At 34.5% G+C, this 23356-nt stretch carries 19 protein-coding genes, 1 tRNA gene and 7 pseudogenes; 17 read left to right on the top strand and 10 right to left on the bottom strand.

What is annotated here, in order from left to right:
- Positions 1-35: 35 nt before the first annotated feature.
- The 3 genes from IPN31_12290 (at position 36) to IPN31_12280 (ending at position 3715) form a co-directional block, all read left to right on the top strand.
- Positions 36-2636, top strand: a complete 2601-nt coding sequence (locus tag IPN31_12290) for a PAS domain S-box protein (protein MBK8682651.1) — start codon at positions 36-38, stop codon at positions 2634-2636.
- A gap of 26 nt (positions 2637-2662) precedes the next feature.
- Positions 2663-3592 carry a GHKL domain-containing protein gene (locus tag IPN31_12285; GenBank protein MBK8682650.1) on the top strand — a complete coding sequence of 310 codons (930 nt, stop codon included), beginning with the start codon at positions 2663-2665 and terminating at the stop codon, positions 3590-3592.
- A 39-nt stretch (positions 3593-3631) separates the two neighbouring features.
- A tRNA-Leu gene (locus IPN31_12280) sits at positions 3632-3715 on the top strand.
- A 208-nt stretch (positions 3716-3923) separates the two neighbouring features.
- Here the strand turns inward: IPN31_12280 and IPN31_12275 are convergent.
- On the bottom strand, positions 3924-5147 hold the full coding sequence (locus tag IPN31_12275) for an imidazolonepropionase (protein ID MBK8682649.1): 1224 nt from the start codon (positions 5145-5147) through the stop codon (positions 3924-3926).
- 130 nt (positions 5148-5277) lie between these two features.
- Here IPN31_12275 and aroC point away from each other — a divergent pair, with 130 nt between their 5' ends.
- The 6 genes and pseudogenes from aroC to IPN31_12245 all read left to right on the top strand — a co-directional run bounded on the left by aroC (position 5278) and on the right by IPN31_12245 (position 10081).
- Positions 5278-6468, top strand: a complete 1191-nt coding sequence (aroC, locus tag IPN31_12270; GenBank protein MBK8682648.1) for a chorismate synthase — start codon at positions 5278-5280, stop codon at positions 6466-6468.
- Positions 6368-7737, top strand: a pseudogene (locus IPN31_12265) (dicarboxylate/amino acid:cation symporter). Before aroC ends, IPN31_12265 begins: the two are co-directional and overlap by 101 nt.
- 3 nt (positions 7738-7740) lie before the next feature.
- Complete coding sequence (locus IPN31_12260) at positions 7741-8112, top strand: SDR family NAD(P)-dependent oxidoreductase (GenBank protein MBK8682647.1); 372 nt, start codon at positions 7741-7743, stop codon at positions 8110-8112.
- The gene (locus tag IPN31_12255; protein MBK8682646.1) at positions 8109-8450 is read left to right on the top strand and encodes an SDR family NAD(P)-dependent oxidoreductase; all 342 of its coding nucleotides are present in this window, start codon (positions 8109-8111) and stop codon (positions 8448-8450) included. Before IPN31_12260 ends, IPN31_12255 begins: the two co-directional genes overlap by 4 nt.
- The gene (locus tag IPN31_12250) at positions 8447-9622 is read left to right on the top strand and encodes an amidohydrolase (protein ID MBK8682645.1); all 1176 of its coding nucleotides are present in this window, start codon (positions 8447-8449) and stop codon (positions 9620-9622) included. The genes IPN31_12255 and IPN31_12250 overlap by 4 nt, the downstream gene beginning before the upstream one ends.
- Before the next feature lie 165 nt (positions 9623-9787).
- Positions 9788-10081 (top strand): amidohydrolase family protein, encoded by a 294-nt coding sequence (locus tag IPN31_12245; protein ID MBK8682644.1) that lies wholly within the window; start codon positions 9788-9790, stop codon positions 10079-10081.
- Between the two features lie 230 nt (positions 10082-10311).
- Here the strand turns inward: IPN31_12245 and IPN31_12240 are convergent, their stop codons facing one another.
- From IPN31_12240 to IPN31_12200, 9 genes and pseudogenes are all read right to left on the bottom strand, one after another.
- Positions 10312-10755, bottom strand: coding sequence for a DNA recombination protein RmuC (locus IPN31_12240; protein MBK8682643.1), 444 nt, complete (start codon positions 10753-10755; stop codon positions 10312-10314).
- Positions 10725-10982, bottom strand: a complete 258-nt coding sequence (gene rmuC / locus IPN31_12235; protein ID MBK8682642.1) for a DNA recombination protein RmuC — start codon at positions 10980-10982, stop codon at positions 10725-10727. The genes IPN31_12240 and rmuC (IPN31_12235) overlap by 31 nt, the downstream gene beginning before the upstream one ends.
- A 10-nt stretch (positions 10983-10992) precedes the next feature.
- A complete protein-coding gene (gene rmuC / locus IPN31_12230) occupies positions 10993-11175 on the bottom strand; it encodes a DNA recombination protein RmuC (GenBank protein MBK8682641.1) in 183 nt (60 codons plus the stop codon).
- Positions 11176-11244: 69 nt separating this feature from the next.
- Complete coding sequence (locus IPN31_12225) at positions 11245-11622, bottom strand: hypothetical protein (GenBank protein ID MBK8682640.1); 378 nt, start codon at positions 11620-11622, stop codon at positions 11245-11247.
- A gap of 2034 nt (positions 11623-13656) precedes the next feature.
- A pseudogene (locus IPN31_12220) lies at positions 13657-14081 on the bottom strand (6,7-dimethyl-8-ribityllumazine synthase).
- A 45-nt stretch (positions 14082-14126) separates the two neighbouring features.
- Positions 14127-14291 (bottom strand): hypothetical protein, encoded by a 165-nt coding sequence (locus IPN31_12215; protein ID MBK8682639.1) that lies wholly within the window; start codon positions 14289-14291, stop codon positions 14127-14129.
- 1 nt (position 14292) lies between these two features.
- Positions 14293-14601: a hypothetical protein gene (locus tag IPN31_12210; protein MBK8682638.1), complete on the bottom strand. Its 309-nt coding sequence runs from the start codon at positions 14599-14601 to the stop codon at positions 14293-14295.
- Complete coding sequence (locus IPN31_12205; protein ID MBK8682637.1) at positions 14573-14740, bottom strand: hypothetical protein; 168 nt, start codon at positions 14738-14740, stop codon at positions 14573-14575. Before IPN31_12205 ends, IPN31_12210 begins: the two co-directional genes overlap by 29 nt.
- A 96-nt stretch (positions 14741-14836) precedes the next feature.
- Positions 14837-15865: pseudogene (locus IPN31_12200) on the bottom strand (pyruvate dehydrogenase (acetyl-transferring) E1 component subunit alpha).
- Positions 15866-15919: 54 nt separating this feature from the next.
- On the opposite strand from IPN31_12200, the gene IPN31_12195 reads away from it, so the two are divergent.
- The 8 genes and pseudogenes from IPN31_12195 to groL all read left to right on the top strand — a co-directional run bounded on the left by IPN31_12195 (position 15920) and on the right by groL (position 22193).
- The gene (locus IPN31_12195; GenBank protein ID MBK8682636.1) at positions 15920-16093 is read left to right on the top strand and encodes an AAA family ATPase; all 174 of its coding nucleotides are present in this window, start codon (positions 15920-15922) and stop codon (positions 16091-16093) included.
- A 159-nt stretch (positions 16094-16252) separates the two neighbouring features.
- Positions 16253-16639: a hypothetical protein gene (locus tag IPN31_12190; protein MBK8682635.1), complete on the top strand. Its 387-nt coding sequence runs from the start codon at positions 16253-16255 to the stop codon at positions 16637-16639.
- Positions 16640-16705: 66 nt separating this feature from the next.
- The gene (locus IPN31_12185) at positions 16706-16993 is read left to right on the top strand and encodes a hypothetical protein (GenBank protein MBK8682634.1); all 288 of its coding nucleotides are present in this window, start codon (positions 16706-16708) and stop codon (positions 16991-16993) included.
- Between the two features lie 437 nt (positions 16994-17430).
- Positions 17431-18079, top strand: a pseudogene (locus tag IPN31_12180) (phenylalanine-4-hydroxylase).
- 147 nt (positions 18080-18226) lie between these two features.
- Positions 18227-19487: pseudogene (locus IPN31_12175) on the top strand (replication-associated recombination protein A).
- A gap of 287 nt (positions 19488-19774) precedes the next feature.
- Positions 19775-20041, top strand: coding sequence for a 2TM domain-containing protein (locus IPN31_12170; protein ID MBK8682633.1), 267 nt, complete (start codon positions 19775-19777; stop codon positions 20039-20041).
- Between the two features lie 196 nt (positions 20042-20237).
- A pseudogene (locus IPN31_12165) lies at positions 20238-20522 on the top strand (co-chaperone GroES).
- Positions 20523-20562: 40 nt separating this feature from the next.
- A pseudogene (gene groL, locus IPN31_12160) lies at positions 20563-22193 on the top strand (chaperonin GroEL).
- Positions 22194-23356 lie beyond the last annotated feature (1163 nt).

The following is a 23356-nucleotide window of genomic DNA, read 5'->3' as shown; positions in this document are numbered from 1 at the left end:
ATGCGGAATAAATCGGAGATTTTTGTTTCAACAACATGGAATCACCAATAGACTCAAGAATTTTAACGGAGAAATTCAAAGGGCTGGACTACCTCAATATATCGGTGGCTCTGGTAGATTCTGCTTTTAATGTATTGCATTTCAATGTTGCCTTCGTTCGTTTATTTCAATCAGCAAATGATGGCAACCCTCCAAAAGATTTTTATAAACTCTTTGAAAATTTTCAAGATAAAATTGAGTCACTGAAACAAGTTGGTCTGGCATCCGGTCATCTATTGAACTTTGTAATCCCTACTTTAAAACTTCGCAACTATGAACGGTTTTTTGATTTGCATGTAAATAAACTTGCACAAGAGACAAATGGTATAGAAGGATTTTCTATAACTTGTATTGAAGTAACAGACAGAGCAAAAGAATTAAAGCGATTGGATGAAATTGCTTCTCGACATCACAAGTTTTTAGAGTTTACCAATTCCGCAGTTATCGTTCACATGAATGGGAAAATTATCTATGCTAATCATCAAGCGCATACTATGATTGGTGCTGTAGATGGCGATAGTTTATTGGGTATGGAGATAATGAATTTTGTTTCCCCGGAATTTAAAAATGTGGTTTTTGAAAGAATAAAATTATTGTCAGAAGGGGGAAATATTGTAAAACCTATTGAAGAAAAACTCATCAAGTTAGATGGTAATATTCTGGATACCGAAGTTTTTGCATTCCCTATTGAGTTTGATGGAAAGTCTGCAATCCAAACTATAATTACTGATATTACCGAAAGGAAATATGCAGAAAGAGAATTAAGAGCAAGTGAAAATAAATATCAAAATCTGGTAGAAAATTCAGAGGATATTATTTTTAAAATTGATAATCAATTTCGATTAACATATTTAAACCCTGCTTGGAATATAATTTCCGGTTTTGAAAATTCTTCTTCTATTCATACTTCGTTATTAGATTACTTTGATGATGTAACGCATAAAGAAAAATTAAAAGCAGCGCTTCAAAAACTTGATCTTATAGGCGTAAAGGAAGAAATGAATGAGTTTTTTATGCAGACACAGGATGGTGCAGGAAAATACGTACGGTTACAGCTTTTTCCTGTGTTTGATGAATTTTCAAAGCACGATCAATATGGCGGTTTAATAATAGATGTACATGAAGCAACATTAGCAAAAAAACAATTGCAACAGGTAGAGGAAGTTTTAAAAAAGCAGCAAACTATTTTAGTTGATCTTGCACGAAGTAAGGATGTGGTAAATGGGGACTTAAACAATGCCATGAAAAAAATTGCAAAGGTTGCCGCAGAAACTTTGAATGTGAGTCGTGTGAATATCTGGCAAATGAAACCGGAAGCAGATGGATTTATTAATCTGGTAAATTATGATAATATACAACATCGGTTTGAGGATGTAGAAGGAGTTACATTAGAAAATTGTCCGGTGTATTTGAAAGCATTGATAGATGAAAAATTTATTGTTGGTGATGATTGTAGAAATGATAGCCGTTACAGTGAGTTTTTAGAAAATTATATTCTGCCAAACAATATATTTTCAATGATGGATAGTTGTATTATCAGTGAGGATATCGTTTGGGGTGCGCTCTGTTTTGACCAGATAAATGAAAAAAGAAAATGGTCAGTAGAAGAACAATTGTTTGTAAATTCATTGGCTGGATTTATTGCATTTGCTTATGAGTCCAGTCAGAAAAAAGAAGCACAACTTGCATTAAATCACAGCGAAGAACTCTATCAATACATAGTTGAAAATGCAGGTGAAGCAATCTTTATTATCAATCCTTCAGATTCAATTATAGAATCCAATAAACTAACTGAAGAGTTAACAGGATATCTGCGTACAGAAATTGAAAGTATTTCATTGAATCAGGTTTTTTATCCTTTGGATAATGGTGAAGAATTAGTAACAAGTATTCGCAAAGTTGGCGCATTCAGAGGCACTGTAAAGTTTATACGTAAAAATGGTGATAAGGGAATTGCAGATATACATGCCAACATTTTTCCCGATGGGAATATTCAAGTAATTGCACGAGATATCACTGAACAACATAAACAAGCGCTTGCATTAAAAGAAAGTGAAACACGTCTTGAACTTGCATTGAAAGGAGCAGATCTGGGTACCTGGGATTTTATAATTCGTGAAGATAAAATGATTCACAATAAACGCTGGGCAGAAATGCTGGGTTATAATTTTGAATTCACTGTTGTGAATGAGCAGTTCTGGGAAAAGTTTGTTCATCCTGAAGATATTGAAACTTCAAATTCCGCTTTTCAAAAACATTTAAAAGGTGAGATACCGTACTATGAAGCAACTATTCGCATGCTTGCAAGCAATGGTGAATGGCGTTGGATAATGGATAAGGGCAGAGTAGTGGAGTGGGATGAAAACGGCGAGCCGGTGCGGGCTTCCGGCATTCATCAGGACATTAATGAATTGAAAATTTATGAAAGAGAATTACAACAACAGCGATTGTTTTTACAACAGATTTTAAATATAATTCCATATCCTATTTACGTGAGAAATTTAAACAATGAATTTGTTTTAATCAATAAAGCCTTTGCAGAAATGCTGGGCTATTCCAAGAATGAAATTCTACAATATCAATTCTTGAAAAAATAGAATTAGATGATTCCCTGCGTGAATTATTGGAAACAGATAATGATATTTTCTTATCTAAATTACCTATCCATTATTCTGAAATAAAATATAAAAGCGAAAAAACAGGAAGCACGCATTGGTTGCAAACAATAAAGGTTCCTTTAAAAGATTCTGAAGGTAATCTCACAGAATTACTTTCAGTTTCTACCGATATTACGGAATTAAAAAAGAAGGAAAAAGAGCTTGCAAATTTAAATGAAGAACTGGAAGGGAAAGTGAATAAACGTACTGCGTTGTTAGAGGCTGCTAATAAAGAATTGGAAACTTTTAATTATTCCGTTTCACACGATTTGCGCACACCACTGCGCACCATAGATATTTTTGCATACTTTCTGGAGAAAAATTATAAAGATATTTTAGATGAAGAGGGAGGCGCAAACATCGTACAGATACGTCAAAGTATTATGAAGATGAGTTCACTGATTGACAACTTGTTGATTTATTCTAAGATGGGTAGAATGGATATTCATAATACCACATTTAATTTGGAAGATTTATTACGTGAATCAGTTGTTGAAGTTTCCAAACAAATGGAAACAGAAAAAGTGGAATTTAAATTTGAAGATTTACCGGATATAAGTACAGATTATAATTTATTAAAACAAGCAATCGTCAATTTAATTTCCAATGCAGTAAAATTCAGTGCAACACGAAAATTACCTATCATAGAATTCTCCGGTGAAACACAGGGACGCACAATCACTTTCAGTATAAAAGATAATGGCGTTGGATTTAGCATGGAGTTCAAAGAGAAATTATTTAAAGCATTTAAGCGATTACACAGTGAAGAGCATTTTGAAGGCAGTGGCGTTGGCCTTGCCATTGTCGAAAAAATTGTGAAACGATTAAATGGTAGAATCTGGGCTGAAAGCGAAGAAAATACAGGTACAACTTTCTTTATCAGTCTTCCCCGATAATCAATTTTAAATTTTCCTAAATTTGCCACCGCATATTTTGCCGAGATGGTGAAACTGGTAGACACGCACGTTTCAGAGGCGTGTGGCCGCAAGGCTGTGTGGGTTCGACTCCCATTCTCGGCACAAATAAACGCTGCTTTATTTAAGTGGCGTTTTTTAATTTTAACCGCAAAGGCCGCAAAGTTTTTCGCAAAGAGCACAAAGTTTTTAGGGTAATTGACAATTGACAATGAAAAATACTCAGCTCTGATTACTCATCACTGATTTTTTTACTTACTACTCACTACTCACTTTTTTCCTTAGCGTTCTTTGCGGTTAAGAATATTTCATATCATCCAATAATTACTTCATCTATATGATTTGTTCCAAACGCATAAGGCATGTAAGCAATATTTTTCATAGGCTTTGTGATAATTAAATTGGCTCGTTTACCGACTGCAATAGTGCCTACTTCATTTTCTAATTCCATCGCTTTTGCACCATTAATTGTAACTGCATTAATAGCTTCCTCAGGAGTTAGTTTCATGCGAATACATGCAAGAGAAACTACAAAAGGAATATTTCCCGAAGGCGTACTTCCGGGATTAAAATCTGTAGCTAAAACGAAAGGTAATCCTGCATCAATAATTTTTCTGCCGGGAGAATAAGGAATTCCCAAAAAGAAACTACAAGATGGTAAAGCAACAGGAAGGGTTTTACTGTTTAATAAACTTTGAATTTCTGCTTCACCGATTTCTTCTAAATGATCAACAGAAATCGCATTATTTTTTACACCAATTTGCACACCACCACTATTGGAAAGTTGATTCGCATGGATTTTTGGTTTTAATCCAAACTTAGCCGCTGCTTGTAAAATTGTATCTGTTTCATCAACACTAAAAAAGCCTTTTTCACAAAATGTATCGCAATAATCTGCAAGCCCTTCTGCTGCAATTTTCGGCAACATTTCTTCAATCAATAATTTTATATATCCCTGTCGATTTGATTTATATTCCAACGGAATTGCATGTGCTCCCAGAAAAGTTGCTTTAATAGGTATTGCATAATTTTCTTTCAATTTGCGGATTACTTTCAGCATTTTAATTTCACTTTCTGTAGTTAATCCATAACCGCTTTTTATTTCGATAGCACCCGTTCCATACGACATCACTTCTTCTAAACGTTGTGCTGTTTTTTCATACAGCAATTCAAAATCCATTGCTTGTAATTTGCGTGCAGAATTTAAAATTCCACCGCCGGCTTCTGCAATTTGCTCATAAGTTTTTCCTTGAATGCGCATTACAAATTCTTCTTCACGACTATCTGCAAACACAAGATGTGTATGACTATCACACCATGCGGGTAACACAAATTTTCCGGTAGCATCTTTATAATTATCTGCTCTTTCCGGAACTGTATCCATTGTTCCAAATGAATGAATGTGATTATTTTCAATTAATAACCATGCAGTATCAATGGAAGGAATTACTGCCATATCTTTTCCTGAAACTAATTTGCGACTGCCATCATCTGTTTGCAGCAGCGATTTAATATTTGTAATTAATGTAGTGCTCATCTCTGCAAAATAACTGATTATTTATGGTTATAGTTTTTTAATATTTACATTTTAAATGCGCATTATATTTTTTTACAACAGATATTAATCGGAAAAAATAATTCAATATCAAATCCCTTAACTTAGCGCAATGCCGGGAAGTAGTTTTGGAAAAATATTCAGAATACACACATTTGGTGAATCGCATGGTGTTGCCATTGGTGTAATTATAGATGGCTGTCCTCCGGGATTGCAATTAGATATGTCGTTCATGGAAAATGAAATGCAGCGACGCAAACCTGGTCAATCAAAAATTACAACGCAGCGCAAAGAAGCAGATGCATTAGAAATTTTAAGCGGTGTATTTGAAGGTGTAACTACCGGAACTCCAATCGCAATTATTATTCGCAATGAAGATCAACGCTCAAAGGATTATTCGCATATTGCCAATGCATACAGACCATCTCATGCGGATTATACTTACGATGTGAAATATGGATTCAGAGATTATCGTGGTGGTGGTCGTTCATCTGCAAGAGAAACTGCAGCAAGAGTTGCAGCGGGAAGTATTGCAAAACAATTGTTGCAGAAAATAGGTGTGGAAGTGTATGCGTATGTGCATGCAGTAGGCGATATTGTTTTACAAAAAAAATATCAGGAATTAGATCTTACAAAAACCGATGATAATATTATGCGATGTCCGGATGAAGACACGGCGAATAAAATGATTGCATTAGTTTCTGAAATAAAAAAACAAGGAGATACAATTGGTGGAGTGATTACCGGTGTTGTAAAAAATTATCCTGCAGGAATGGGTGAACCAGTTTTTGATAAATTACATGCGGATATTGGTAAAGCAATGTTGAGTATTAATGCAGTAAAAGCATTTGAAATAGGAAGTGGATTTGAGGGAACAAAACAACAGGGAAGTACACATAACGATATCTTTGAAAATATAGATGGAAAAATATTTACCCGCACTAATAATTCTGGAGGAATTCAAGGTGGTATCAGCAATGGAATGGATATTTATTTCAACGTTGGATTTAAACCAGTTGCTACTATTTTACGTCCCCAGGATTCTGTAAATAAAGAAGGTGATTCCGTTACTGTGGAGGGAAAAGGCAGACATGATCCTTGTGTGTTGCCTCGTGCTGTTCCAATTGTTGAGGCAATGACTGCACTAGTATTAATTGATCATTTATTATTGCAGAATGCAATGCAACTACCAAAAATAATGCATGAAAAAAATTGCTCTTCACTGGAAAATACTAATCGGTTTAATACTCGGAATTATCTGGGCAATTATCAGCAGTTTTTTAAAATGGAGCAGTTTTACTAATGATTGGATTACACCTTTCGGAAGTATGTTTATTAATCTATTGAAATTAATTGCAGTACCTCTTGTATTGTTTTCTATCATTAAAGGAATAGCAGAATTAAAAGATATTTCTAAGCTGCGCAGAATTGGTTTAAAAACCTTAGGCTTGTATTTAATTACAACAGTACTTGCAATTACCGTAGGATTAGTTTTAGCAAATATTATTCGTCCCGGCGAAAGGGTTCCTGAAGAGCAGCGACTAAAAAATCATGCGAGTTATGAGGCGTTTTTAAATGCAGGTAACGATGCATCTCAAACTATAGAAGCAACACCTGATCCACTAAATGATAAAATTCAAACAGCAAAAAAATAAAAGATGCATCGCCGTTACAATTTCTGGTTGACATCGTTCCTTCTAATATTTTCTCTTCATTAATGGATATTACAAAGATGTTGCAAGTAATATTTTTTGCAATACTTTTTGGTGCAGTGTTGATGATGTTGCCTGAAGAAAAATCTGCGCCTATGGCAGCATTTATTGATTCGGGTAATGAAGTATTCTTAAAAATGGTGGATGTGATTATGCAAAGCGCACCTTTCTTTGTGTTTTGTTTGATGGCAGGAAATATGGCAGCTTTAGCAGGAGATGATCCCGCAAACATGATGAATTATTTTCAAGGATTAGGAATATATTCTCTCACAGTAATTCTTGGATTAGCAGTTTCCTTATTTATTACTTATCCTTTGATATTGCGTTTGTTTACAAAACAGATTCCTTATAAAGATTTATATCGTGCTATTGGTCCTGCGCAAATACTTGCATTTTCATCAAGTAGCAGCGCAGCAACTTTACCAGTGACCATGGATTGTGTAACAGAAAATCTTGGAGTATCAAAACGTATTGCAAGTTTTACTCTACCGATTGGTGCAACAGTAAATATGGATGGTACCAGTTTATATCAGGCAGTTGCAGTTATTTTTCTTGCGCAATTTCACATGGTTGATCTCACATTGGGAAATCAATTAACGATTGTATTAATGGCAACTTTAATGAGTATAGGCACCGCTCCTGTTCCGGGTGTAGGAATAATTATGCTCATAATTGTTTTGGAATCTGTTGGTCTCGATCCGGGTTGGATAGCAATTATTTTACCCATAGATAGAATTCTTGATATGTGTCGCACTGTAGTAAATGTTACTGGTGATGCAGCAGTTACTGCCGCCATAGCATCTACAGAAAACGAATTGAACTATGTATCTAAAAAACCGTTTGAAAATTTTGATTTATAAATTATGCGATATTGGATTATTACGGGCACCAGCAAAGGTTTAGGAAAAGCTTTAGCAGAAATATTGTTAAAGGATAGCAACAACGTAGTGTTTGGAATTTCTCGTACAAATACTTTTGATCATCCCAACTTTCATTTTATTAAAACAGATCTTTCAGATGTCAATCAATTATTAGATTTTCAATTTCCTGATTTAATATTTCCTGAATTAATTGTATTGATTAATAATGCAGCAACATTAGGAGCTATAAAATATACAGGAGATTTGGAGAATTCTACAATTATCAATGCACAAACTTTAAATACTATTGCACCGCATGTGTTGATGAATGGATTTATAAAAAATATCATGACGATAATGAAATTTCGAAAGTGATTTTAAATATAACTTCCGGAGCAGCGAGTTCACCTTATGATGGATGGAGTATTTATGGTTCCGGAAAAGCAGCGATGGATATGATTACTCAGATTGCTGCAAAAGAAACTGAATTGCGCAAACAAAATTTTAAAATAGTTGCTATTTCTCCCGGTGTTATGGATACTGGAATGCAAAATCAAGTGCGGAATGCCGAGCCAGATCATTTTAGTCGCTTAGCGAAATTTGAGAATCTGGCCTCAGAAAACAAATTAGTCTCTCCTTCTATTGCTGCAGAAAAATTGATTGATTTAATATTAAATCCCTATTTACTTACAGAAACAATTTCAAGATTATGATGCAATTACTTTTTTTGCTTTTAGGGTTTACAAATGCTATTGAAAAAACAACTGTTGATTTTATTTTATACAACGGAAAAATTTATACCGTTGACGAATCTTTTTCTATTCAAACTGCAGTTGCAATTAATGGAGATAAAATTGTAGCAACAGGAAATGATGCAGAAATTCAACAACTATATTCTGCAAAAAATACAATTGATTTAAAAGGTAAATCTGTATATCCCGGTTTCATTGATGCGCATTGTCATTTTCTCGGCTATGGTAGAAATTTGATGTATTCAAATCTGCGCAATGCTTCCTCCTTCGATGAAATTTTAGAGCGATTAAAAACATTTGATCCAACAGCAACCAATGGATGGATTATCGGCAGAGGTTGGGATCAGAATTTATGGACCGAAAAAGTATTTCCTGATTGCAAAGTATTGGATAGTTTATTCCCAAATAATCCGGTGTATTTAATTCGCATTGATGGACATGCGGTGCTTGCAAATACATATGCATTAAATCTTGCAGGAATAAATAATGCAACAAATGTGAATGGTGGATTAGTGGTTACTGAAAATAATAAGTGTACAGGTTTATTGATTGACAATGCGATAACTCCGCTTCAGAATTTATTGCCGGTAAATGATCCTGCTTTTATTCAAACGGCATTGTTGCGTGCGCAGGATAGTTGTTTTAGTGTAGGATTAACTTCTGTTCAGGATGCAGGTCTGGAGAAAATTGAAATTGATGAAATTCAACATTTGCAAGATGCAGAAAAATTGAAGATGCGTATTTATGCAATGCTTTCTTCAAAAAAAGAAACACTTGATTATTATTTTTCACGAGATCAAATTCATACCGATTATTTATTTATTGGAGCAGTAAAATATTATATGGATGGTGCATTAGGTTCAAGAGGTGCTGCTTTATTAGAACCCTATTCGGATGATCCTGATAATAGTGGTTTATTATTTTATACTTACGACTCATTAAAAGCTGCTGCGGAAATTGTGCATGAAATGAATTATCAGATGTGTACACATGCTATTGGTGATGCCGCAAATCGTATGGTGTTAAATGTGTATGCAGATGTATTATTAAGTACAAATGACAGAAGATGGAGAATAGAACATTGCCAGATAGTAAATCCCGACGCCTGGAAATTTTTAAGAAGTATGATATAATTCCTTCTATACAAACTACACATGCAACAAGTGATATGTATTGGGCAGAAGAACGATTAGGTGCCACAAGAATTCATGATGCGTATGCGTATAAAAGTTTACTACAACAAAATGGATGGCTTGCAAACGGCAGTGATTTTCCGGTAGAATATATAAATCCATTGTTTGGTTTTTTATGCAGCAGTTGCACGCAAAGATCAAAACGGATATCCCGAAAATGGATTTCAAAAAGGAGAAGCATTAACACGAAAGGAAGCATTACAAGCCACCACTATCTGGGCAGCAAAAGCAGCCTGGGAAGATTATGAAAAGGGAAGTATTGAAGCCGGGAAATTTGCTGATCTTGTAATACTCGAAAACGATATTATGCAAATTCCCGAAGAAGAAATTTTTAATTCAAAAGTGATTATGACCATTTCGGCAGGTAAGATTGTGTATCAGAAGGTGAATGGTGAATAGTGTGTAGTGAGTGGTGAAAATCAGTAATGAGTAATCAGTAATGAGTTTAATGTCTATGGCAAAGTAACATTTGCACATTTGCACATTCTCACATTTGCACATTCCTTCATCCGCTAATCCACAAATTTGCTAATCATAAATCAGCTAATCGGCTAATCATCCAATTGGCTAATCATTTGCACATTTGCACATTCTCAAATCTCACATTTTTTCATCAGCTAATTTGCTAATCATTCCTCATCCTCTTCCAAACCTAATTGCAACAATTTTTCTGGAATTTCTTTCTTGGCTTTAGCTCCCAATGTTTTCATTTTCTCCACCTGCGAAATAATATTTCCTTTGCCGGATGTCAATTGTTTTATGGCCTCTTCATAACTGTTGTGTGAGCGGTTGATATGCATTCCTAAATCACGAAGTGTATCAGTAAACGAAACAAACTTATCGTACAATGCGCCACTTCTATCTGCTATATCCATTGCATTGCGATTTTGTTTTTCCCGTTGCCATAAATCGGAAATTAATTTCATTGCCGATAATAAATTGTAAGGTGACACCAACACAATGCCTTTGTTATATGCATACGCCCAAAGCTCCGGATCGTGATGCATGGCAGTGATGTGCGCAGGTTCTATGGGTACAAACATCAGTACAAGATCAAGACTTGCATCTCCCAATAAATCCTGATAATTTTTTTAGCAAGTAAATCAATATGACTGTAAATTGAATCCAGATGTTTCTTTAAATAAATTGCTTGTTCTGTTTCGTTGTCCGCAGAAATAAATCTTTCATAAGCAGTAAGCGACACTTTTGAATCAATAATTATTTTTCTGTTATTGGGTAATGCAACAATTACATCCGGACGAAATAAATTGCCCTCCGTATCTCTGTAACTATCCTGAATAAAATATTCTCTACCGGGTTGTTAATCCACTTCTTTGTAAAATACTTTCTAAAATAATTTCTCCCCAATCGCCTTGTGTTTTTGTATCACCTTTTAGTGCTTTGGTTAAGTTATGTGCATCATCGCTGAGTTTAATATTTAATGCATTCAGTTTATTGATTTCATTTTTAATGAAAATCTTTCTTTCTTTCATTGATATAAACTTCCTCTACTTTTTGTTTGAAATTTTTAATATCCAATCCCAATGGATCAAGCAACAGTTTTAGATTATCTGAATTTGCTTTTGTAAACTTTTCACTCTTTCTTCCAAAATTTTATTTGCTAATACTTCAAACTGATCGCTGAATTTTTTACCAATGGATTCCATTTCTTCTTTCAATGCTTTTTCTTTTTCTTCAAGAGAAATATATCTTTCTCGGAAAGCAGCTATTTCAATTTGCAATTGTTGAATTTCACCAGATGCAGATAACAATGCAGATTCTGTTTTTGCTTTTTCTATTTTTATATCTTCTATTGTTTTTGCAAAATGATCGGCAGAAGTTTTTGCAGAAATTAATTGCTGATTCACATTATCCAATGCATTGCGACTCACCATATTTTTCCAATAAACAAAGAGTGAATTATCCACCGAGTATTCCACCAACTATTATTGCAATGATTATATAAATAATTTGTGTGTCCATATTTTAGTATGTAAATTAAATAATAAAGCCGAATTCAAATTGAATCCGGCTGTTGTAGCGGGAAGGGAATTGAACCTGGCCTTAGGGTTATGAATCCTACGCTCTAACCACCTGAAGTACCCCGCCAAAAAGAGAGCGCAAATTTAAGGATTTCAGTTTGGGTAAACAACTAAGAAATATCGGAGATTTTTCCGGAGCACATTATGGCGTATTCCTTTTTCGGTCATTTGCAGTGTACATGTTTCATTTGTGCATCATGTTCGAAAATAAGATGATAGTTATTTTTAAGTGCAGTATTCAGAAATAATTCTTTTTCTTTTAAGGTTTGCAGTGGCCTCACATCATAACCCATTACATAAGGCAAGGTATATGTGCATACGATGGAATTAGGTCAGCTACATACACAACAGTTTTACCATCGAATTCCAATTTCGGCAACATCATAGATTCAGTGTGGTATGTACTAAAATAGTGCTGAAGCCCGGCAATAATTCTTCCTCTTCTTTTAAAAATTTCAATACACCATGTTCACGCAGCGGAATAAAGTTTTCTTTAAGGAAAGATGCTTTCTCTCTTGCATTGGAAATTCAGCCCATTGAAATGTTGTTCATTACTCAATAAGTGGCATTTGGAAATGTGGGAATTAATTTTCCATTCGCATCCATTTCAACAGCACCACTCACAATGATCGAAATGCAAATTGTAAGAAACACATCTGTTATTTCTTCTTTGCTTAAATGTAAATCTTGTAATGAATCATGAATGGCAATATTACCTGCGGGTTCATAATGACTAAAAATTTTGGGTCCTGTTTAGTACCCATATACCGCAATTAATTAATATTTTTCTGTTGTCGGTTTCTACTAACTAAACAGAAGCGCATGCTCCATGTACATAAATTATTCTCATTGGCAGGAATTAATTTATTCCATATTTTTTGGCACCACACCAAACATAGCACCACCATCTAACTTAAAAGTGCCGCAATCAAATGAAGTAAGTTTCATTGTGCAAAGCTAAAGGAATAGAAATAAAATTAATTCGATGTACAAATTCAGATTGATAAGATAGCTGAACGAGGCAGGGTTTTGCGGATTATTTATTTTTTAATGATGCAAGAATCCTGCGGAAACGGTAAGGATGCAAAACAAAATGAGTAAATGTATCTTCATAGTATGTAGTTTTTAGTCAGGGCAAATCTTTTGCAATTTGTAAAAAATTACCATCCTCAAAGAAGTATAAACTTCCTAAAAATTCTCTTTGCTTTCTTCTTGATTTAATCCCATTAATTCATTTTCAAAATATCTGAATACTTTCTTGTATATAATTGTTTCGTAGTAATTAGCATCCATCGCAAATAAAGGACTTGAAATATCTTGGACCAACGCTTTATCAATATATCAACCAAAACCATTCATTACTAAGAATAATGAATACCCATTTTTTAGCATAATCTTCTTAGACATAAATAGGTTTACATGCTTCTGCTGAACATCCATTTGTAAAATATAGGCCAGACTTCTTTCATGTTTTTTTTAATTCATCTTTTAATTGCATTGCATTAATAGTATAAACTTCTCGGATATTTAAATTTTGAAAGTTTTCAAGAGGCTTTATTAAATTTTTCTGGTTTTCATTTAACTTATCATAGTCATTTGTAATTCCAATTATTTGAATTTGGCAAGATTGTAAGATTATTAAAATAAAAATTATGGAAATATTTTCATAGTATTTAATTTTGAATGGACACTATTATCATTCGAACTAAAAATCTCTCATTCTATTTTAAAGATAATAAATTTGGATTTTAAATACTCTTCTGTTGAATAAACTCCGTTGTATAGCATTCTTTACTTTCAAAAATGATATAAATACATTAACGACGTGAATGCTTTAACCACGCAGGGTTTTACAAATTATTTATTTTTAATGGAGGCAAGAACCCTGCTGAAACAGGAATTATAATTTAGGAAAAAGTTAGGATAGCTATTTCAAATTAACTTCCTCCTTAACGCTGCCATTTTCAAAGCAGTAATTGCAGACTCTGTTCCTTTGTTGCCATGTTTGCCACCAGCACGTTCTTGTGCTTGTAATAAATTATCTGTTGTGAGTACTCCAAATATTACAGGCGTGGAATAATCCACACTAATCATCATTATTCCTTGTGCCGGGTTGGCAATATATTGATCGTGTTGGGTTTCACCCTTAATAATGCAGCCAAGACAAATCACTGCATCCAACTCCATTCCTTCCATCAGCATTTGGGCGGCGGAGGGTAATTCAAAACTGCCGGAACATGAATGGTGAAAATATTTTCCGGAAGTGTTTTGTTTTGAGTTAATGTTTCAACACAACTATTTAGCAATACATCAGTGATGTCATTATTCCATTCGGAAACAATACTGCCAATGCGCATTTCTTCACCGGAAGGTATTTGTTCTTCACGGTAAAAGGAAAGATTTTATGCCGGGTGGCCATTATTTTCCGCTAAGCTTTGTTTGTGTGTAGGCAATTTCTTTATCAATGTTTTGTCCTTCTTCTGACAATGGATAATCTTTTTAATTATCTCATACACAGATTTTGCATCTGCATATTTTTCCTGCACTGTAAGTAAATCACCAGCCATTTTATAATAGTAAGGACTGAAGAAATCGCTCTTGGATTCTACTGCTGCTTTTTGTAAAGAGCTCACTGCTTTGTTCAAATCGCCTTTTGTCGGCATACGCATGACCTAACTCCATATAAGTTAAGCCAGCCAGTTCATCTGTTTTAGGTTTATATTTTTCCAGATGTAAGATTGCATTATCTAAATCTTTTTGCTTCAGATAAATTATTCCTGCATAATAATGTGCAAGATTTCCTGTAGCAGTATTTCCATAGCTATTAATGATTGCAAGAAAGCCGGGATTAATTCCATCGCCATTTAATGCAAGCATCAACGAATCTTTTGAAATTGCTTTGTGGTGTAGAAATTTTTTCACGGGCATCCATTTCTTTTGGCTCCAGAATAAATTTCTGATAACCGAAATATCCAACAATGGCCAACGCAATTACTACGATTCCACCAACTATCATATTCTGTTTTGCAGGAAAAATTCTCCACCTTGCGGTATGTATCCGGTTCCTGAACTTGCTCTATTGTTTTTTATTTTCAGCCATGCTTGCTTTTTGTTAATCAGTAATAAACGGGTAATCTTTTTTGTAAATAAATATTTTCATACACAGCAGCATCATCAGGGTAGGGAGATTCTTCAGCAAATTTTACAATACTGCAATTTTCACTCTTCTATCTTTTGATCTATCTGTTCAATTTCTTTTCAGTAGGTATTTATAATCCAATAATTTCCCTGACGAGTATAGTTTCTATCGGATCACGCATTTTATATTCTTCCACTTCTTCCTTCGAACGGTATTTTCCGGGATCACTCGTGGAATGTCCTTTATAACGATAAGTACGAATTTCAAGGAATGTAGGTCCTTCACCCAATCGTGCTTTTTTCAACAGCTTCATAAATTGCATTATGCACTGATTCAGGATTCATTCCATCCACAGGATAAGAAGGCATATCATTATGCAGCACCTATTTTATATAAATCCAATTGATTGAAGACGCTTACGGAAGTACCCATTGCATAACCATTATTTTCTACAATAAATACCAGCAAATTCCAAAGCATTACATATTAAAAGTTTCGTGTAATGCACCTTGTCTTTGCACCATCACCAAAAAAATAAGACAAACATTATCGGTATTCCTTTATTTTTTTCTGCAAATGCGATTCCTGCACCAAGTGGAATTTGGCGCTCGCAATTCCATGTCCGCCAAAGAAATTATGCTCTTTAGAAAAAAAAGTGCATTGAGGCTACACTTTTCCTTTGTGCAACCTGTAACTTTTCCAAACAACTCGAGCCATACCTTCATTACAGGTATTGCCTTTCGCAATTCCAAGACCGATGATCTCTATGTGCGGTAAATTAGGATCTTCTTGTCTGATTGCAGATATAGCACCTGCTGCAACTGCCTCTTGTCCAATATAAAATGGCAGAAACCTCTGATTTTCTGCATACCATAAAGTTGACCGGCTTTTTCTTCCAAAGCGACGAATACGCTGCATTAAAACATACCAATTCAGGTATGTTTCTTTGTTATTTTTGAGCGGTCTGTCAGTAACTCTGTTTGCATAATATTTACCCTGCATTTACAAGGAGAGGCGCAAAATTAAGAAATCAACCACACAATTAAAATCTAAGCATTGCTGCGATCAGTTAATATCCGCAACTATAAAAATTATCGTGAGGAATTCATTGAATTTTCCGAGCGATTTGCTCTAATCAATGGAGATATTGGTTCAGGAAAAACAAATCTGATTGATTCTATTTATTATATATGTATGTGTAAAAGTTATTTTACAGAAGTGATGGTTTAGTAATGCGTGCAGATGAAACTTATTTTCGTTTGATGCAGTATTTGAAAATGATACAGAAAAGATGGAGGTTGTTTGCAAATATGTGCTGGGTAAACAAAAGGAATTTATTGCAGATGGAATTACTTACGACAGACTTTCAGAACATATTGGTCGCTTCCCGTGGTAATTATTACACCCAACGATATTGATCTGATTTACAAAGCAAGTGATGAGCGCCGACGATTTTTAGATATCGCTATTTCACAATTGGATAATGTGTATTTACTAGCTCTTCTGGAATATAATCGTGTATTGCGTAACAGCGGAATGCATTGCTTAAAAAACTTTGATACAACATCAGATGCTATTTCTGTTTTGCAAGTATTTGACCATCAACTCAACAAAACGGGAATGGTTATATATGAAAAGCGCAAGAGTTTTATAAAAGCATTTGAGCCAATATTTTATTCTGTTTATAACAAGCTTTGTCAAAACAGAGAAACACCGGTAATAAATTATGAGAAGTCAATTACATGCAGAAAATTTTGCAACATTACTCAGCAATAATGAAGCAGAGACATTGAGTCTCAACGAAGTACTGTCGGAATTCATAGAGATGATCTGGAATTTTCATTGAATGGATTATCAGTGAAAGAATCCGCATCCCAAGGACAAGTGAAATCTGTATTGGTTGCATTAAAACTTGCACAATTTCTTATCATAGTTGAACAAACCGGCAAACATCCTATTTTACTATTGGATGATGTATTTGAAAAATTAGATACACATCGTTTAAAGGCATTATTTCAATTATTGAAGAGTGAGAAATTTTATCAGGTGTTAATTACTGATGCAGATGCAGAACGCAGCAAACGTATTTTATCAGAGAGATGGAAATTATTTATGATCATTTTAACGTAAGCAACGGACAAATTGTGTAATTTTAGAATATGAAGAATCAGCCGGAACAAGATATGAAAGGAGCAATAAAATCCTTTCTTAAAACCTATCATTTAGATTCAAAATAAATGAAGTACAAGTGAAGGATATGTGGATGAAGGTGATGGGAAGTACAATGGCAAAATATACAGAAGAGATAAAAATTGAAAAATGGAAAATTGATTGCGCATATTTTATCTGCGCATTTAAAAAATGAAATTCATTATAACAAAGAAAAAAATAAAGAGGATAAATGATGAGTTTGGAGAAATAGTAATACAAGAATTAGAAGTGATAATCAATTCAAATTAATTGTTAGAAATAATATGACGGAAATTACTTAAAACAACAGCAGTTCAGGTTATAGTAAATATGAACTTGAACATTTTAAAGTTTGGGAAATACTTTTTGATCGACAAATGGCAATATTAAAAGACCGTGCTGCAGAAGTATTTATGAACGGCATTCAGCAAATCCATTTTACAGCAGATAAGATTCAAAAGTTTGCTGAATTTAATATTCGGCTCGGATACAATTACCGGTTGGCAAGAGTGGTAGTTCCGGTGATTAATTGACAATAAAGATTTTTTGAATTGTTGTTGAACAGAAGATTTCCCCATCCACATGGTTGAGAAGAATGGAGCACTGGATTATCTGGAAGGACCCGATATGTTTCATGATGTATTTGGTCATTTACCATTATTAGTGAATAAAACCTATTGCGCTTATTTATGTGGTTTAAGTAAAATTGCGTTGAGTTATATTGATAATGATATGGCAGTAGAATTAATATCCCGCATCTATTGGTACACTGTTGAATTTGGGTTAATTCGTGATAATGGTTTGTTGCGTATTTATGGTTCAGGAATTTTATCATCCACCGGCGAAAGTGTGTATTGTTTAAAATCAGGAATTCCATCAAAAAAACGCATTGATTACAACGTTGAAAAAATATTGGATACACCTTATATAAAAGATAAATTTCAACTGCAATATTTTGTTATTGAAAATTGTCTTGAATTATTTGAAAGTTTGCCGGACATTGAGCAAGGGATCAAAATCGTATAGAAAATCCGGATCTATTATATACCGGTGACTGCTTGAAAATTATTTAATTCTATATACCGCTAAAACCTATTCGGAGATTATCATCACCCATCTTTGGAAAAGGATCTTTAGCGGTATTTTATTTATTACAAAAAACGCATTTTTAAAATGCAAAACATTCCACTTGCAGAAAGACTTCGTCCTAAAACATTAGATGAATTTGAAGGTCAGCAACATTTAGTTGGTGAAGAAAAGTATTGCGAAAAATGATTAAGGACCGGCAATCCATCTTCAATGATTTTATGGGGCCACCGGGAGTTGGAAAAAACTACTTTGGCAAATATTATTGCAGGTGCTACCGAATATTCCCTTCGTTGCATTGAGTGCAATTTCATCCTGAGTAAAAGATGTAAAACAAGTAATAGAAACTGCAGGTAAAAGCGGAAAAATTTTTTGTTTATTGATGAAATTCACCGATTCAATAAAAGCACAACAAGATTCATTGTTGGGAGCTGTAGAAAAGGAAAATTATTTTAATTGGAGCAACAACAGAGAACCCATCGTTCGAAGTGATTTTGCATTGTTATCCTGATGTCATGTCTATATTCTTAAAGAATTTTCTAAAATAGAATTAGAAGCCCTTTTAAATAAAGCATTGAAAACAGATGTAGTGTTAAGAAACGAAGTATTGTATTGTAGGAAATTGAAGCAATCATTCACTTTTTCCGGTGGCGATGCACGTAAATTATTAAACATAGTAGAACTTGTTTGCGATTCGGAAGATGCGAATGAATTAATTATCACTGATGCATTAGTAATGGAAGTATTGCAGACGAAAACTGCTCCTATATGATAAGCAAGGTGAAATGCATTATGATATAATTTCTGCTTTTATAAAATCTATTCGAGGTAGCGATCCGAATGCGGCGGTGTATTATTTAACACGGATGATGGAAGGGGAGAGGATCCGAAATTTGTTGCCCGACGATTATTAATTTCTTGCCAGCGAAGATATTGGTAATGCAAATCCTAATGCATTGTTACTTGCAACAGCATGTTTTCAAGCGGTGAATATGGTGGGATATCCTGAATGTAGTCTTACACTTTCGCAGACAACAATTTATCTCGCTACTTCAGTAAAAGTAATTCAGCATAGCGCTGCTTTGCAAAACAGCAAAAAAAAATATATCGGGAAACAGGTGACTTATCCGTGCCTCTGCATTTGCGCAATGCACCTACTTCATGATGAAAAAATGGATTATGGAAAAGATTATAAGTATGCGCATTCCTACGATAATAATTTTATTGAGCAAGAATTTTTACCTGAAGAAATTAAAGCTAAAACAATATATGAACCCGGGAAAAATCCGAAGGAAATGAAATTAGAAATTTTTTGAAGGAGAGATGGAAAGGGAAGTATGGGTATTGAAATTTCTGTAATAGTAGAACTGTCGAATTGTGTAATCGTTGGAAAAGCGAAAGCAAAAGGCGAATGCAATAGCTTGTTGTGTATTAATGAAAAGTTCAATTGGAGACCTGTAGACTAATACATAAACATGAAATTATTTTTTTCCATTAGATTAAAGGGTTAAGCCCTTGATTTGTTAAGGTTGTTGTATTTAAGCTTTAATTCTTTTCTTCAACCAGTTATTTTACAATTAGAAATACTTCAATTCAAAACCCATATTTCCTATCTTTAAAAAAAAATATTCAACTATGAACCGAAAACTTGATAAGAAAATTGGAAGATGGCCGAGGAGCGCATTGCTTTTTAAACGCCATCTGTTTGCTTATATCGTAGTAAATATTTTCCTTGTCGGATTGTGGTATTTCCAAATTACAAGCAAGGGAAACTGCGGGTTATTGGTTCATCTATCCATTGTTCGGTTGGGGTATTGGATTGGCTTTAATTATTGGTCTGCTTACCGTGATGATAGAGTGCCGTTGACACAGAATACAATAAGATTAAAGCAGTCATGGTAAGGAAAAACAAGATTCCGACACAATCTTATAATGGTTTTCTATTCTCATACATTCTCACCTTACGACAGATTTGCTCATGCATTAAGACTATAATTTACTCTCGCTGCAAAAATGTCCGATAAAATCCGGTGGCATAGTAATCGAACAGCGGGGGCTGACGTCAGACTTTTTATGACTCGCCAAAAATTAAAACTCAATATGGCAAAAGCTAAAATCAACTTTTCAGCCTTTGGCTGATCGTGCAGTAATTCAGGCTGCTGCTGCAGAAAGCACCACTAAAAAGTGGTTTTGCTTATATTCCTGAATCTGCAAAAGAAAACCAGAAAGGAATAGTGTAGCCGCCGGACCGGGCAAAAAGATGAGCCTGCAACTGTGAAGGTTGGCGAACTGTCTATACCGAAAGTATGCAGGTACAGAAATCACTATTGATGGAAAAGAATATCTCATCATGCGTGAAAGCGACATCTTCGCAATCATCTAATTAAATAATTTATTAAACAAGTAATTAAATTTAAAATACTATGGCAAAATAATCTCCTTCGATACGAAGCAAGAGAAAATTAAAAATTGAAGTTGACCAATTGGCCAATGCTGTAAAAGTAACCTTAGCCCAAAAGGTCGCAATGTGGTTATTGAAAAAATATGGCGCACCGGCAGTTACTAAGGATGGTGTTACAGTTGCAAAAGAAATTGAACTTGAAGATGCAATTGAAAATATGGGTGCACAAATGGTGAAAGAAGCGGCTTCTAAAACCAGCGATGCGGCAGGTGATGGAACTACTACAGCAACAGTTTTAGCATAGGTAATGTGACCGCAGGATTAAAAAATGTAGCAGCGTGAAAACCAATGGATTTAAAAGAGGAATTGATAAAGCTGTTTTAGCTGTTGTTGAAGATTTGAAAAAACAAGCTAAAATGTTGGAAACGACAATAGCAAAATTCAACATAGCTTCCATTTCTGCAAACAATGACCCTAATAATTGGTAAATTAATTGTTGAGGCAATGGTAAAGTTTTAAGGATGGTGTTATCACTGTTGAAGAAGCAAAAAGGTACAGAAACTTATGTGGATGGTAGTAGAAGGTATGCAATTCGGATCGCGGTTATATATCGCCATACTTTATTACCAATGCAGAACAACAATGGTAGCAGAGATGGACAGACCATATATTTTGATTCATGACAAGAAGATCAGCACAATGAAAGACTTGTTGCCGATATTGTGAAAGTTGCTCAACAAGGTGCTCCTTTATTAACTGACAGGAAGATATTGATGGTGAAGCATTGACAACTTTAGTGGTAACAAAATTCGTGGTAGCACTCAAAATTTGCAAAAGTAGTAAAAGCTCCCGGTTTTGGTGTGATCGCAGAAAAGAAATGCTGGAAGATATTGCAGTGTTAACCGGAGGAACTGTTATTAGTGAGGATAAAGATCTTAAATTGGAAACTGCTGATTTGACTTCATTAGGTCGCGCAGAAAAATTTCTCTGTAGATATGGACAATACAATTATCGTAAATGGCTCAGGTAAAAAAGATGCTATTAAAGCTCTGCATTTCTCAGATAAGATCAATATCTGAATCAACTACATCTTGATTTACGATAAAGAAAATTTTGCGAAACGCCCTGCAAAATTAAGTGGTGGTGTTGCAGTGCTATGCTATGTAGGTGCTGCTACCGAAGTGGAAATGAAAGAAAAGAAAGATAGAGTGAGATGCCTTTGCTGCAACTCGTGCTGCGGTGGAAGAAGGAATTCGTTCCCGGTGGTGGTGTAGTTTATATTCGTGCAATTGAATCATTGGATAAAGTGAAAACAGCAAATGCCGATGAGAAAACAGGTGTTGCAATTGCAATGCAGAGCATTAGAAGAACCATTGCGTCAGATAGTTGCAAATGCAGGAATTGAAGGTTCTATTATTCTGCAAAAAGTGAAAGAAGGAAAAGGGGATTACGGATTTAATGCTCAAACAGAAAAATTTGAAAACTTATTGAAAGCAGGTGTTATTTATCCGGTGAAAGTAAGTCGTATTGCATTAGAAAAATGCGGCTTCAATCGCAGGATTATTATTGACTACTGAATGCACAATAGTGGACAAGCCAGAGAAGAAAGATGCCATGCCTCCAATGGGTGGGGGAATGGATGGAATGATGTAATCTATTGTTCTTATAGAATAAACCCTCACGATTTCGTGAGGTTTTTTGAATTAAATATATCATTTCCAGATACCCGCTATCCCCTCCACTAATGGCGAGAAATATCTGATAGGCTGAATCAATCAACCACAGCTTCAATGATTTTCTTTGGTAAAGCATAAGAGTACCGCAAGAGGCAGCATTAAAAAATACGCCTATCCAAAGTCCGAAAGTAATCCACTCATGAAGCTTGTACTGTGTGCTGTCATTCCAAAACAGCAAGACCAATAATCATAACTAACATAAGATAAAGCTGAAAACCGAATATTTGAAACATATTCGCATTCTTTAAATCATTATTAGTGAGGTCCAACTTTTTGCCAGTTTTACTAAATAAAACAGGACTGTACCAAAGCGCAATCATAAAAATGCAATAACTGTACATACTATTACAGCCGGATAATTGATGTTTGAATAATCAATAATTGTGGGTTTTTGTTGTTAAACAATAACTATTCTATAGCTCCTGAATTTATCCAGGAGGCAATAATTTGAATATTCTCAGCTGTTTCTAGCTTATCTGCTTTTTTGGGCATGGGTTTATACTCCCTCGGCATGTTGAATAGCGGCAAGTAAATCACCTTTGAAGATTCTCTTTCACAGATGATAGCTTAAATCAATGCCATCTTGGTTTTTTTTCTGCACTATGGCATTTGGTTCCGCAGTTTTCATCTATGATAGGTTTTACATCTGTTGTATAAGCACGCCGTCCCTACGGAAGTTGTTGTAGCTTTCTTTGTAGTAGAACAAGAATTAAAAACAGAAGTGCTATTCCAAAATAATTGTACTGAAAAATAATTTGTGCATAAAAGTTTATTGTTAGGAACTGAAAAATACAATTTTAAAAATTTAATTGAAATTCAACATTTAGTAAAAATAACTTTAGGATTTAACATACTAACCAGGTTTCTTCCTTTCACCTGGCTTGTTGGACGCCACATCGCAAAGTACAATCCTCTAATTCCACCAACTCATTATGAGTTCCGGCTTCTATGATTTTCCTTGTTCCAAAAACATAAATTCTATCGGCATGCATAATGGTACTTAACCTGTGTGCGATGGGGATGGATACTGATTTGATTTCCTAATGATGACACATCACGAATTGTGGAAGTAACTTCTTC

The organism is Bacteroidota bacterium, assembly GCA_016715425.1.
Taxonomy (GTDB): Bacteria; Bacteroidota; Bacteroidia; order Chitinophagales; family BACL12; genus JADKAC01.
This window is presented reverse-complemented; position numbering and strand designations above follow the sequence as displayed.